Annotated in this window: 12 protein-coding genes and 1 riboswitch; of the genes, 4 read left to right on the plus strand and 8 right to left on the minus strand. The window is 72.4% G+C overall.

Going from position 1 to position 12,312, the window contains the following annotated elements; genetic code table 11:
- Positions 1-6 precede the first annotated feature (6 nt).
- The 3 genes from KV205_RS07165 to KV205_RS07175 are packed head-to-tail and all read left to right on the plus strand — an operon-like array spanning position 7 to position 3,058.
- Positions 7-837 carry an STM4013/SEN3800 family hydrolase gene (locus tag KV205_RS07165; RefSeq protein ID WP_265863299.1) on the plus strand — a complete coding sequence of 277 codons (831 nt, stop codon included), beginning with the start codon at positions 7-9 and terminating at the stop codon, positions 835-837.
- Positions 834-2,174 (plus strand): STM4012 family radical SAM protein, encoded by a 1,341-nt coding sequence (locus KV205_RS07170; RefSeq protein ID WP_265863101.1) that lies wholly within the window; start codon positions 834-836, stop codon positions 2,172-2,174. The genes KV205_RS07165 and KV205_RS07170 overlap by 4 nt, the downstream gene beginning before the upstream one ends.
- A gap of 11 nt (positions 2,175-2,185) precedes the next feature.
- Positions 2,186-3,058, plus strand: a complete 873-nt coding sequence (locus KV205_RS07175; protein ID WP_265863103.1) for an STM4011 family radical SAM protein — start codon at positions 2,186-2,188, stop codon at positions 3,056-3,058.
- Here KV205_RS07175 and KV205_RS07180 read toward each other — a convergent pair.
- Positions 3,055-3,849 (minus strand): SGNH/GDSL hydrolase family protein, encoded by a 795-nt coding sequence (locus tag KV205_RS07180; protein WP_265863105.1) that lies wholly within the window; start codon positions 3,847-3,849, stop codon positions 3,055-3,057. The genes KV205_RS07175 and KV205_RS07180 overlap by 4 nt on opposite strands.
- A gap of 173 nt (positions 3,850-4,022) precedes the next feature.
- Complete coding sequence (locus KV205_RS07185) at positions 4,023-4,994, minus strand: LysM peptidoglycan-binding domain-containing M23 family metallopeptidase (RefSeq protein WP_265863107.1); 972 nt, start codon at positions 4,992-4,994, stop codon at positions 4,023-4,025.
- Positions 4,995-4,998: 4 nt separating this feature from the next.
- A riboswitch (cyclic di-AMP (ydaO/yuaA leader) is annotated at positions 4,999-5,155 on the minus strand.
- Positions 5,156-5,528: 373 nt separating this feature from the next.
- Between KV205_RS07185 and KV205_RS07190 the strand changes: the two genes are divergently transcribed.
- A complete protein-coding gene (locus KV205_RS07190) occupies positions 5,529-6,326 on the plus strand; it encodes a tyrosine-protein phosphatase (RefSeq protein ID WP_265863108.1) in 798 nt (265 codons plus the stop codon).
- Between the two features lie 15 nt (positions 6,327-6,341).
- Here the strand turns inward: KV205_RS07190 and KV205_RS07195 are convergent, their stop codons facing one another.
- The 6 genes from KV205_RS07195 to shc all read right to left on the minus strand — a co-directional run bounded on the left by KV205_RS07195 (position 6,342) and on the right by shc (position 12,309).
- Positions 6,342-6,491 carry a DUF6126 family protein gene (locus KV205_RS07195; RefSeq protein ID WP_265863110.1) on the minus strand — a complete coding sequence of 50 codons (150 nt, stop codon included), beginning with the start codon at positions 6,489-6,491 and terminating at the stop codon, positions 6,342-6,344.
- An 18-nt stretch (positions 6,492-6,509) separates the two neighbouring features.
- Positions 6,510-7,109, minus strand: coding sequence for a helix-turn-helix domain-containing protein (locus KV205_RS07200; RefSeq protein WP_265863112.1), 600 nt, complete (start codon positions 7,107-7,109; stop codon positions 6,510-6,512).
- Between the two features lie 86 nt (positions 7,110-7,195).
- The gene (locus KV205_RS07205; RefSeq protein ID WP_265863300.1) at positions 7,196-8,581 is read right to left on the minus strand and encodes an aspartate aminotransferase family protein; all 1,386 of its coding nucleotides are present in this window, start codon (positions 8,579-8,581) and stop codon (positions 7,196-7,198) included.
- 11 nt (positions 8,582-8,592) lie between these two features.
- Complete coding sequence (gene hpnH / locus KV205_RS07210; protein WP_265863114.1) at positions 8,593-9,615, minus strand: adenosyl-hopene transferase HpnH; 1,023 nt, start codon at positions 9,613-9,615, stop codon at positions 8,593-8,595.
- Between the two features lie 7 nt (positions 9,616-9,622).
- The gene (locus KV205_RS07215; protein ID WP_265863116.1) at positions 9,623-10,303 is read right to left on the minus strand and encodes a 1-hydroxy-2-methyl-2-butenyl 4-diphosphate reductase; all 681 of its coding nucleotides are present in this window, start codon (positions 10,301-10,303) and stop codon (positions 9,623-9,625) included.
- The gene (gene shc, locus KV205_RS07220; protein WP_265863117.1) at positions 10,303-12,309 is read right to left on the minus strand and encodes a squalene--hopene cyclase; all 2,007 of its coding nucleotides are present in this window, start codon (positions 12,307-12,309) and stop codon (positions 10,303-10,305) included. Before shc ends, KV205_RS07215 begins: the two co-directional genes overlap by 1 nt.
- Positions 12,310-12,312 lie beyond the last annotated feature (3 nt).

Genomic DNA, 12,312 nt, shown 5'->3' on the forward strand with positions numbered 1-12,312 from the left:
GTCGACATGAACGCGATCGTGGGCAGCCACGATCTGCTCCTGGTCACCCTCGACACCCTGCGCTTCGACGTGGCCGCCGAACTCGCCGCCGAGGGCCGGATACCGAACCTGGCCCGGCATCTGCCGGGCGGGGCGTGGGAGCGGCGGCACGCGCCCGGCAGCTTCACCTACGCCTCCCACCAGGCGATGTTCGCGGGCTTCCTGCCGACCCCGGCGACGCCCGGTCCGCACCCGCGGCTCTTCGCCGCCCGGTTCGCGGGCAGCGAGACCACCGCCGACGGCACCTTCGTCTTCCACGACACGCCCGATCTGGTGTCGGCGCTCGCGCACGAGGGCTACCGCACGGTGTGCGTCGGCGGAGTGGGCTTCTTCAACAAGCAGCCGCCGCTCGGCACGGTGCTGCCCGGCCTCTTCCAGGAGAGCCACTGGGAGCCGTCCTTCGGGGTGGCCTCGCCGACCTCCTTCGAGTCCCAGGTCGCCCGGGCCGAGGAGGTCGTCGCCGCGCTGCCGCGGGACCGCCGGCTGTTCCTCTTCGTCAACGTCTCGGCGCTGCACCAGCCCAACTGGTTCCATCTGGCGGGCGCGAGCCGCGAGGCCGGCGACTCCCGCGCCACCCACGCCGCCGCCCTCGAGTACGTGGACCGGCACATCGGGCGCCTGTTCGCCGCGATGAGCAGCCGCCGCGACTGCTTCGCGATCGTCTGCTCCGACCACGGCACGGCCTACGGCGACGACGGCTTCACCGGACACCGGCTCGGCCACGAGAGCGTGTGGACGGTGCCGTACGCGCAGTTCGTCCTTCCCGGCCCGGACGCCAACGAGGGCGGCGCCGCATGAGCACCGTGACCGAGGCGGTCCGCCCGTACACCAGTTACGTCTACGCCTATCCGCACAAGACGGCCTACCGTCCGCTGCCCGACCGGCCCGCGCTCGCCGGGCTGTGGGCGGACGAGCCCAAGGACGCGCTGTCCCTCTACGCGCACATACCCTTCTGCGAGGTCCGCTGCGGGTTCTGCAACCTCTTCACCCGGATCGGCGCCCCGGACGAGCTGACCACCCGCTACCTGGACGCGCTCGACCGGCAGGCGACGGCGGTGCGCGAGGCCCTGGGCGACGCGGCGCCGGTGCGGTTCGCCACGGCGGCGTTCGGCGGCGGCACGCCCACCTTCCTCACGGCTGCCGAGCTGGAGCGGCTGTGCGACATCGCCGAGCGGCGGATGGGCGCCGACCTGCGGGCGGTGCCGCTGTCCGTGGAGACCTCGCCGTCGACGGCGACCGCCGACCGGCTCGCGGTGCTCGCGGAGCGCGGCGCGACCCGGCTGAGTATCGGGGTGCAGAGCTTCGTCGAGGCCGAGGCGCGGGCGGCGGTCCGCCCGCAGCGCCGGGCCGAGGTCGAGGCGGCCCTCGGCCGGATCCGCGACACCGGCGTCCCGGTCCTCAACATCGACCTGATCTACGGCATCGACGGCCAGACCGAGGCCAGCTGGCGCCGCTCGCTCGACGCCGCCCTCGTCTGGCGCCCGGAGGAGCTGTATCTGTATCCGCTGTACGTGCGGCCGCTCACCGGTCTGGGCCGCAAGGGCCCGGCGGAGAGCGACCGGGAGTGGGACGAGCGGCGGCTGCGGCTCTACCGGCACGGCCGCGACCACCTCCTGGCGCGGGGCTACGAGCAGGTGTCGATGCGCATGTTCCGTCGCGCGGACGCACCGGCGCTCGGCCCGGACGACCACGCCTGCCAGACCGACGGGATGATCGGCCTGGGCTGCGGCGCCCGCTCCTACACGTCGCGGCTGCACTACTCCTTCGACTACGCGGTCGGCATGCCCGAGATCCGCTCGATCATCGACACCTACACCGACACACGGGACTTCTCCCGGGCCGAGGTGGGCCGCCGGGTCGACGCCGGCGAGGCGCGCCGCCGGCATCTGCTGCAGTCGCTGCTGCAGGCCGCGGGGATGCCGCTCGCCGACTACGCGGCGCGGTTCGGCGGTTCGGCGTTCGACGACTTCGGGGCCGAGCTGGCCCGCTTCGAGGAGCGCGGCTGGCTGGACGCCGACGCCCCGGCCGGGCTGCTCCGGCTCTCCCCCGAGGGCCTGGCGCACTCCGACGGGCTCGGTCCCGAGCTGTTCTCCCCGGCGGTGCGGGCGGCCATGGCCGCGTACGAGGCCAAGTAGGGGGCGGCCGGATGGACCTGACCGTGCTCTACCGGGGGCCGCTCGCCTCCTGCGACTACGACTGTCCCTACTGCCCCTTCGCCAAGCGGCGGGACAGCCCGGAGCGGCTGCGGGCCGACCGGGCGGCCCTGGAGCGCTTCGCCGGGTGGGCGGCCGGGCAGACCGGGGACCGGCTGCGGGTCCTGTTCACCCCGTGGGGCGAGGGCCTGGTGCGGTCCTGGTACCGGCGCACGCTGGTCGAGCTCTCGCACCTTCCGCACGTGGAGCGGGTGGCGATCCAGACCAATCTGAGCTGCCGCACCGACTGGCTGGCGGAGGCCGACCTCGACACGGTGGCCCTGTGGTGCACCTACCACCCGGGCCAGACGCCGTACGAGCGCTTCCTCGGCAAGTGCCGGGAGCTGGCCGCGCGCGGGGTGCGCTTCAGTGTGGGGATCGTGGGGCTGCCCGAGCACCGGGAGCACGCCCGGCGGCTGCGCGCGGAGCTGCCGGAGCAGGTGTACCTGTGGGTGAACGCGGCCGAGGGGCATACATACACGGACGCGGCGGCCGCCGGCTGGACGGAGCTCGACCCGCTGTTCCCGTACAGCCGGCATCCGCACGCCTCGGCGGGGCTGCCGTGCCGCACGGGCGAGTCGGTGATCTCGGTGGACGGCGACGGCACGGTGCGGCGCTGCCACTTCGTACGGGCCGAGCTCGGCAACCTCTACGACGGCTCGTACCGGGCGGCGCTGCGGCCCCGGCCGTGCCCGCTGGCGGTGTGCGACTGCCACATCGGCTATGTGCACCTGGAGACGCTGCCGCTGTACGACGTGTTCGCCGGGGGCGTCCTGGAACGCGTCCCGGCGAACCTCGCCGCGCATCCGTCGTGGCGGGTCTCCTAGAGCGGCATCAGGTCGGGGCGCTTGGCCTCGACGTGGTCGCCGGAGCTCTCGCCGCGCAGCCGGCGCCCGATCCACGGCACCAGGTACTCCCTGGCCCAGTGGATGTCGTCCTTGCGGACCTCCAGGGTGCCGCGCGGCGGCTCCGGGGGCCACGGCTGCTCCGGGTCGGCCGGCACCGCCATGCCGAGGACCTGGGCGGCGCGCAGCGCGACCCGGGTGTGGCCCTCGGGCGAGAGGTGGAGCCGGTCCTCGTCCCAGGCGCGCCGGTCCTGGACGGACCGCAGCGACCACAGGTCGAGCACCGGGCAGCCGTACCGGTCGGCGACGGCCCGGACGTGCCCGTTGTAGGTGGCGATCTTGCCCCGCAGGTGCTTGAGCAGGGTCACGTCGCGGGTGTCGAAGCCGGTGGTCACCATGACGGTGCCGACGGCGGAGGTGAGGTCGGCCACGGCGCGCTCGAAGCGCTCGGCGACGTCGTCGGGGTCGGTGCCGGGGCGGATGATGTCGTTCCCGCCGGCGCAGAAGGTCACGAGGTCGGGGGCGAGTTCCTTCGCCCGCGGGACCTGTTCCGCGACGATCTGGTCCAGGAGGCGCCCCCGTACGGCGAGATTGGCGTACCGGAAGTCGTCGTGCTCCGGCATCTCGTCGGCGAGCAGGACCGCGAACCGGTCCGCCCAGCCGACGAACGACCCGTCGGGCCCGGGATCTCCGACGCCCTCGGTGAAGCTGTCACCGATCGCCGCGTACGACCCGAATGAGTTGTTTTCTGTAGATCTCGAATCGTCTGCCACGGGACCACATCTTTCCCCTCCCCGTGTGACCTACGCGACCGTAAGGAGGGGTTGACGCCGGGTGACATATGCCACCGATAAAGATTCCACCAAGCCGGAATACGCCGGAGGCCCGGCACGCAGGTGCCGGGCCTCCGGGTGCTGTCCGAACGGGTCGGGTTGCCGACGTGGCGTCAGATGCTCACGCCGTGCTGGCGCAGGACGGCCAGCGGGTCGATGTCGGAGCCGTAGTCCGGCCCGGTGCGCATCTCGAAGTGCAGGTGCGGGCCGGTGACGTTGCCGGTGGCGCCGGAGAGGCCGATCTGCTGGCCGCCGCTCACCGTCTGGCCGGCGGAGACGGACAGCGAGGAGAGGTGGGCGTACTGCGAGAAGGTGCCGTCGGCGTGCTGGATGACGACCTGGTTGCCGTAGGCGCCGCCCCAGCCGGCGGAGTAGACGGTGCCGGGGCCGACCGCGCGGACGGTGGTGCCGGTGGAGGCGATGAAGTCGACACCGGTGTGGTAGCCGGAGGACCACATGGAGCCGGAGGCGCGGTACGGGGTGGAGATGCCGCCGCCGACCGGGGCGACCCAGCCGGAGGAGCTGGTCGCGCCCGCCGAGGAGGACGAGGAAGAGGAAGAGGAAGAGGAGGAGTCGGCGGCGGCCGGGGCCGCGGTGCGCTCGCTGCCGCGGGAGGCGCGGCTCGGCGCGGTGTCGCCGTTCTTGGCGGAGCTCTTCGGCGCGGCCTTCGGCGCGGGGGCGGCCTTGTGCGCGGGCGCGGCCTTGGCGGTGTTCTTGGCGCCGAGGGTGAGCTTCATGCCGGGCAGGATCAGCGAGGGGTTCTCGCCGACGACCTGGCGGTTGTCGCGGTAGAGCTTCTGCCAGCCGCCGGCCAGGTGGTGCTCGGTGGCGATCTTCGACAGGTAGTCGCCGCGCACGACGGTGTAGCTCGTGCCCTTGGCGGCCGGGGCCTTGGCGGGGGTGACGGCGGCGGGCGCCACGGCGGCGACGGCCGGGCGGGCGGCGGGGGCGGCCTGCTCGGCGGCGTGCGCGCCGGTCGCGCCGATCAGCGGGAGGGCGACGACGGCGCCTCCGGCGCCGGCGGCCACGAACCCGCGGGTGATCGGGTTGGCCTTGGTACGGCGGTGCTTACCCTTCGCGGGCATGGCGGTTTCCTCTCCGTCGCCTGCGAGGTGAGCTGTCGGGTTCGGACTGGAGATGTCCGGCCGCGCGGTCGCGCGGCTTCACCCCGAGCCGTCCTTCTCTCCGAGGGATCGGCGACTTACCTGGGTCCCCCGCTCCTGCCGTCTACGGGTGAGTGCGGATTCCGGTCGGCGGCAGGATGAGGCGGTCCGTCCGGAGTGAGCGCGACGCTAGACGAGCGGGGACGAGCGGAACAAGCCACCGGTTCCATTCGATCTCGAATTCCTTGATATCCGTCCGGAATTCCGGTGACCCTCCGTCGATGACGGTCTCTCGATTTCCCTTTGCCGGGGGGAATTTGAAAAAGACGATCAGGCACGGTCCGTCACGTCTATGACGCTGCTCACGCCCCGGAACCCATCTCCCCTGCAACCAGGGCGCGTTATACCCAAGCGCTCAATCCGGACAGATCGCCCATTCCATCCCGATGGGGTGCCCACGCGGCCCGCCAGCCATGATGATTGCCGCAGGAACCGATCTCGAGAGCAGGAGCAACCGTGACGCGAGCGACGACCGAGCCCGAACTCACCGGCGTACGCAACTTCCGCGATCTGGGCGGACTGCCGACCGTGGACGGCCGGTCCGTGCGCCCCGGGCACCTCTTCCGCAGCGGTCACCTGGCGCACGCCACCGCCGAGGACGCGGCCTTCCTCACCACCCTGGGACTGCACACGGTCTTCGACTTCCGCAACGAGGCCGACCGGCGGATCGAGGGCGCGGACGTCGAGCTCCCGGGCGTGCGGAACGTGAACATACCGCTCAACGACCCGGCCGACGGCAAGGAGTTCTGGAAGCTGGTCCGCGACGGGGACCTGGACCAGCTGCGCGGGATCCTGGGCGACGGCAAGGCCGCGGCCCGGATGTCCGACTCGTACCGGAAGATGATCGTCGAGCGGACCGCCGAGCACAGCCGGATCCTGCACGCGATGGCCGAGGACAGCGTCCCCGCCCTGATGCACTGCGCGGCCGGCAAGGACCGGGCGGGGCTGGCGATCGCGATCTCGCTGCTCGCGGTCGGCGTCGAGCACGAGGCGATCGAGGCGGACTACGTGAAGTCCAACGCCCCGCACCGCCGCTACAAGGTGCAGCGCAGCTCCACCGCCCCAGACGGGATGTCGCCGGAGGTGATGGAGCTGCTCGCGCCGCTGTTCGACGCGCGGGTGGAGTATCTGCGGGCCGCGTTCGGGACCATCGAGGAGAGCTGGGGCTCGGTCGACGTCTATCTGGCGGAGGGGCTGCGGCTCGCCCCGGAGACCCGGGAGCGGCTGCGCGGGCGGCTGCTCACCGAGGCGTGACCCTTCAGGTCGGGGCTACTTCCCGCCCATGGAGAAGAGCAGATAGAGGAAGGCGGCGAAGACGTGGCCGGCGACCAGGTAGGCGAAGAGCCGGAGCACCAGGCCCTTGGGGAACTTGCCCTCACCGCGCTCCTCGCCGGTGACCGGTACGGACTTCTCGGACATGTCGGTCCTTTCTAGACCTCAGCGTCGATGCGGGGTCCCGGCGCCGAGGCACAGCTCGGCGGCGGGGCTCTGCATCAGGGTGTGGACGAACAGCAGCTCGGCCCCGGCCTGTGTCGCGGCGCCGATCCGGTGCGGGGTCAGCGAGTCGAAGTGCGCACTGTCCCCGGGGTCGAGCACGTGCACGGCCTCGCCGAGCGCGAGCCTGACCCGCCCCTCCAGGACATGGATCCACTCCTCGCCGGGATGGACCCGCACGATGTCCGCGCTGGTGGCGTACGGGACGTGGACGCGAAGCGCCTGCATGGCGCGGCCGGCGCCGCCGGCCTGCCGGTAGCTCCAGCCGTCGGCCTCGACCGGCTCGGAGCGCCCGGCCCGCACGACCGGGTCGCGCTCCGGCGGCGCCTCGCCGAGCAGCTCGGAGACCGTCGTACCGTAGATACGGGCGAGCGCGAGCAGCATCGGCAGCGAGGGCTGCCGGTTCCCCGTCTCCAGGCGCGACAGATGGGCGGGCGAGAGCCCGGCGCGCTGGGCGGCCGCCTCCAGGGTGAGCCCGCGCCGGCGGCGCAGGGCCCGCAGCTGCGGAGCGACGTCCGGCAGGGCGTCGGTGACGTGGTCCATGCGTCCATTGCGCCAGGCTTGTGCCTCTGAGGCAACTTTCTTGCCTCAGAGGCAAAACCCGGACCCCGGGGGCCGCCGGAATCCGGTCAGCGCTGCGCGACCGCCTGCTTGACCAGCGTCTTTCCGAAGTCCCACATCAGTCCGCCGCCCGCGTGGGCGTCGTCCATCACCGCCGTGAAGGCGGTCACGAAGCGCTCCACGTCCGCCTCGTCGACGACCAGCGGCGGGATCAGCTTGATCACCTCCAGATGGTCCCCCGACACCTGGGTCAGGATGTGGTGGCGCTGGAGCAGCGGCACCACGACCATCTGGGCGAAGAGCCCCTTGCGGGCCGCCTGGAGCATGGTCCAGCGGCTGCGCAGGCCGAGCGAGGTCGGGCGGCCGAACTCGATGCCGATCATCAGCCCGCGGCCGCGGATCTCCTTCAGGAGCTCGTAGCGCGGGACCAGCTCGCGCAGCCGGCCGGCGAGCAGGTCGCCGGTCCGGCGCACGTGCGCCACGGTGTCCTCGGCCTCCATGACCGAGAGCACCGCGAGCCCGGCGGCCATGGCCTGCGCGTTCGAGCCGAAGCTGGCCGAGTGGACGAGGACCCGGTCCATCGAGGAGTAGACCTTCTTGAAGATCCAGTCCTTGCCCAGGGTGGCGCCCACCGGTACGTAGCCGCCGGAGAGCGCCTTGGCGACGCACACCAGGTCGGGTTCGACCCCGTCCTCGTGCTGGTACGCGTAGAAGTCGCCGGTCCGCCCGAGACCGGTCTGCACCTCGTCGGCGATGAGCAGCGCGCCGTGCCGGTGCAGCAGCTCCTGGGCGGCGCGCAGGAAGCCCGGCGGGGTCTCGTGGACGCCCTTGCCCTGGATGGGCTCGACGACGAAGCCCGCCACGTCGCCCTTGCGCAGCTCCCGCTCCAGGGCGTCGAGGTCGCCCAGCTCGATCGCCGTGTCGGGGAGCAGCGGTGCGAAGCCGTCCCGGAAGCCCTTCTCGCCGTTGACGGAGAGGGAGCCGGTGGTGAGGCCGTGGAAGGCGTGCGCGCAGTACACGATCCTGGGCCGGCCGGTGGCGTACCGGGCGAACTTGAGGGCGGTCTCGACGGCCTCGGTGCCGCTGTTGCCGAAGAAGACCCGGTCGAGGTGGGGGCTGTGCGCGAGCAGCCGCTCGGCGAGCAGTCCGGGCAGCGGCTGGCAGTCGAAGCGGGTGAGGTCGGCGAGCTGGGCGTCGAGCACGTCGTGCAGGGCCTGCCGAACGACGGGGTGGTGCCGGCCCAGGCCCATGACGCCGAAGCCGGCGAGCATGTCGAGGTAGTCGTTGCCGTCGGCGTCCCAGAAGTGGGCGCCCTCGGCCCGCTCGTAGACCCGGTCGAAGCCGATGGTGTGGAGCATCCGCGGGAGCTGGTGGTTGAGGTGGCGGGCGTGCAGCTCGTAGCGCTCGCCGCCGCGCTCGGCGAGCAGTGCCTTCAGGTCGAACTCACCGGTCATGGCGCGCTCGCTCACCCGTGGTTCCCGTTGACGGTCTCGCGGACCGCGCGGAGGGACTCCTTGAGCGAGCCCATGGTGGCGAGGACGGCGGTGGGCTCGTAGCCGCAGTGCGCCATGCAGTTGGCGCAGCGCGGGTCACGGCCGCGGCCGTACTTGTCCCAGTCCGTCTCCTCGATGAGCTCGCGGTACGTCGGGACGTAGCCGTCGCTCATCAGATAGCAGGGGCGCTGCCACCCGAAGAGCGAGTAGTTGGGGATCGCCCACGCGGTGCACGGGAAGTCGGCCTTGCCCTCCAGGAAGTCCAGGAAGAGCGGCGAGTGGTTGAGCCGCCAGCGGCGCCGGTTTCCACCCGCGAACGCCTTCCTGAAGAGTTCCCTGGTCTGTTCGACACCCAGGAAGTGTTCCTGGTCGGGCGCCTTCTCATAGGCATAGGCGGGCGAGATCATCATTTCGTCGACCTGCAGGTCGTCGTTGAGGAAGTTGAGCACCTCGATGATCGTCTGCGGGGTGTCGGTGTTGAAGAAGGTCGAATTGGTGGTGACCCGGAAGCCGCGCCGTTTGGCCTCCTTGATCGCCGCGACGGCCTCGTCGAACACCCCTTCCTTCGCCACCGATTCGTCGTGCCGCTCGCGCAGCCCGTCGATGTGCACCGCGAAGGCGAAATACGGGGAGGGCGTGAACTTGTCCAGTTTCTTGCGCAGCAGCATGGCGTTGGTGCACAGGAAGACGTACTTCCGCTTGGCCACCAGCTGGCGCACGATCTCGTCGATCTGAGGGTGCATCAGCGGCTCGCCGCCGGCGATCGACACCATCGGCGCCCCGGACTCCAGGACGGCGCCGACCGCCTGGGCCACCGGCATGCGCTGCTTGAGCACACCGGCCGGGTGCTGGATCTTTCCGCAGCCCTCGCACTTGAGGTTGCACGCGAAGAGCGGCTCCAGCTCGACGATCAGCGGGAACTTGTCCCGCTTGCGGAGCTTCTGTTCGAAGAGATAGGTCCCGACCCGGATGGACTGACGGAGCGGCATGGCCATAACTCGTTCACCTCCTGGGGAGCAGCAAAGAACGGTGCCATTCGAAGAATGCGGGCAGGACCGCACGCAGCACACGGAAGGCCGATATTCCCCCGCGCACCGTGCCGATCCGGACCAGTTCATGTTCTGGAGCGTCCACGACCACCCGTACGGCCGCAACCGGGCGTGCTCCGGCGGCCACGGCGGTGCTCAGGGTGGCGGCCGACTCCATGTCGACGGCGATCGCGCCGCCGGCCCGCAGCGCGGCCCGCTCGGGGCCGCGCACCACGTGGTCGGAGCCGGTGAGCGGGCCGGTGTGGACGGTGCGGCCGGGCAGCGCCCGGCTGAGCGCCTTGACGAGCAGGTCGGTGCCGACGCACGGGGTGGTGCCGTCGGGGCCGCGGGTCTCCTCGGCGACGATCAGGTCGCCGGGGTGCATGCCGGGCGCGAGCCCCGCGCAGAAGCCGGAGGCGATGACGGCGGCGTCCCGCCAGGGCTCCCGGCCGAGGGTGCGCGCGACGGTCCGCCGGGCGTGCGCCGGGCCCATGCCGGTGCGCACCACCGTGACCGGGGCGGGCGCCCCGCCCCGGTCGCCGCTGCGCAGCGCCAGCTTCTCGATGCCGAGCGCGCAGGCGACGACCAGCGGCGGCACGGCGGCTGCCGTGTCCCCGGCGTCCCCGGCGGCTCCGGCGGCCGGTTCGCCGCCCATCAGCGGGCCTCCCGGCCGGGCAGGGCCGGCTCCCCGTTCACATAGCGGCCGAGCGCGGTGAGCGGGAAGACCTGGCGGTAGAGGTGGTAGTTGATGGAGAAGTCCCAGGGGAACCCGGTACCGGTGAACTGGGGCTCGTCCCAGGAGCCGTCCTCGCGCTGGGTGGCGGCCAGCCAGGCGACGCCGCGCCGGACCGCCTCGGACTCGCGCTCGCCGGCCGCGAGCAGCGCGATCAGCGCCCAGGCGGTCTGCGAGGCGGTGGACTCGCCGTGCCCGATCCAGCGCTCCTCGCGGTACGAGCGGAGGTCCTCGCCCCAGCCGCCGTCGTCGTTCTGCACGGACCGCAGCCAGTCGACGGCCCGCCGGATCGCGGGGTGGCTGCGGGCGAGCCCGGCGGCGGTGAGCGCGGGCAGCACCGAGCCCGTACCGTAGATGTAGTTGACGCCCCAGCGCCCGAACCAGGCGCCGCCGGGCTCCTGTTCCGCCAGCAGCCACTCGATGCCCCGGCGGGCGCGGGGGTCGTCGGCGCGGCCCTCCCAGGCGAGCATCTCCACGACGTGGGCGGTGACGTCGGCCGAGGGCGGGTCGATCACCTCGCCGAAGTCGCAGAACGGCAGCCGGTTGGGAAAGGGGCTGGTGTTGTCGGCGTCGAAGGCGCCCCAGGCGCCGTTCCTCGACTGCATGCCCGCGGTCCACCGGGCGCCGCGGCGGACGGCCGCGTCCACCCGGGCCGGCTCGGGGTGCGCGACGCGGCGCAGCGCGAGGATCACCTCGGCGGTGTCGTCGATGTCCGGGTAGTTGTCGTTGTGGAACTCGAAGGCCCAGCCGCCCGGCGGGAGTTCGGGCCGGCGCACGGCCCAGTCGCCCTTGCGGACGATCTCCTCGCCGAGCATCCAGTCGGCGGCCTTCACCAGGGCCGGGTGGTCGGGCCGTACGCCCGCGTCGGCGAGCGCGATGGTGGCGAGGCAGGTGTCCCAGACCGGGGACTGGCAGGCCTCGATCATCCGGGCACCGTCCTCGCGCCACACGGCGAAGCGGTCGAGGGACTCCAGGCCGGCCTTCATCACCGGGTGCTGCAGGTCGTAGCCGAGCAGATGCAGGGCGATGACCGAGTAGACGGCGGGCGGCTGGATGCCGCCCCAGCAGCCGTCGTTCTCCTGCCGCTCGACGATCCAGCGGGCGGCGACGTTCATGGCGATCTTCCGCAGCCGGCGCGGGGCCACCTTGCGGTAGAGGTGCAGTCCCTTGTCGACGCGCTGGAAGAAGCCGTCCCAACTGGCCGCCGGGGCGAGGGGCTTGCCGGGGTTGGGGCGGGCCGGGTCGGTGTGCAGCTCGTCCAGCGGGAACGGCGCGGGCCGCACCGGGCGCAGGGCGGAGACGACGGTGAGCGGCACGATCGTCTGGCGGGCCCAGCAGCCGAAGTCGTAGATGTTGAGCGGGAACCAGCTCGGCAGGAAGACCAGCTCGGGCGGGAGCTCCGGCAGGTCGTCCCAGCTCCACCAGCCGAAGAGGGCGAGCCAGATGCGGGTGAAGACGCGGGCCCGGGCGATGCCGCCCTGCTCGCGGACCCAGGCCGCGGCACGGGCCATGTGCGGGTCCTCGGGGGCGTCCCCGGCGAGCCGCAGGGCGACGTAGGCCTCGATGGTGGCGGAGAGTTCGGCGGGCCCGCCGTGGAAGGTGGCCCAGGTGCCGTCGGCGCGCTGCTCGCCGCGGATGTGCAGGGCGGCGGCGCGGACGGTCTCCGGTTCGAGGATGCCCAGGAACCGGCGAAGCAGCAGGTCCTCGGCGTCCATGGTGACGTTGGTCTCCAGGTCGCCCTTCCACCAGCCCTCGGGGTCCTGGCGGCCGAGGAGGTGGGCGACGGAGCGCTCGGCCGCGCGGGCGGCGGCCTCGTCGAGGGCGCCCTGCGAGGTGAACGCGGGCGCGGTGGTGGTCGTGGTGGTGGTGCTGGCCGCGGCCGCTCGGGGTCCCATGGCCCCGGCGCTTCCGTCGGTCGTCGCTGTCATGGC

The sequence above is a fragment of the Streptomyces sp. SKN60 genome (assembly GCF_026236535.1).
Lineage (GTDB): Bacteria > Actinomycetota > Actinomycetes > Streptomycetales > Streptomycetaceae > Streptomyces.

Coding starts and splice junctions, on each gene's coding strand:
- KV205_RS07185 (WP_265863107.1), bottom strand. CDS start 4,994: ATGCCCGCGAAGGGTAAGCACCGCCGTACCAAGGCCAACCCGATCACC.
- shc (WP_265863117.1), bottom strand. CDS start 12,309: ATGACAGCGACGACCGACGGAAGCGCCGGGGCCATGGGACCCCGAGCG.
- KV205_RS07200 (WP_265863112.1), bottom strand. CDS start 7,109: ATGGACCACGTCACCGACGCCCTGCCGGACGTCGCTCCGCAGCTGCGG.
- KV205_RS07215 (WP_265863116.1), bottom strand. CDS start 10,303: ATGGGCGGCGAACCGGCCGCCGGAGCCGCCGGGGACGCCGGGGACACG.
- hpnH (WP_265863114.1), bottom strand. CDS start 9,615: ATGGCCATGCCGCTCCGTCAGTCCATCCGGGTCGGGACCTATCTCTTC.
- KV205_RS07165 (WP_265863299.1), top strand. CDS start 7: ATGAACGCGATCGTGGGCAGCCACGATCTGCTCCTGGTCACCCTCGAC.
- KV205_RS07195 (WP_265863110.1), bottom strand. CDS start 6,491: ATGTCCGAGAAGTCCGTACCGGTCACCGGCGAGGAGCGCGGTGAGGGC.
- KV205_RS07205 (WP_265863300.1), bottom strand. CDS start 8,581: ATGACCGGTGAGTTCGACCTGAAGGCACTGCTCGCCGAGCGCGGCGGC.
- KV205_RS07170 (WP_265863101.1), top strand. CDS start 834: ATGAGCACCGTGACCGAGGCGGTCCGCCCGTACACCAGTTACGTCTAC.
- KV205_RS07175 (WP_265863103.1), top strand. CDS start 2,186: ATGGACCTGACCGTGCTCTACCGGGGGCCGCTCGCCTCCTGCGACTAC.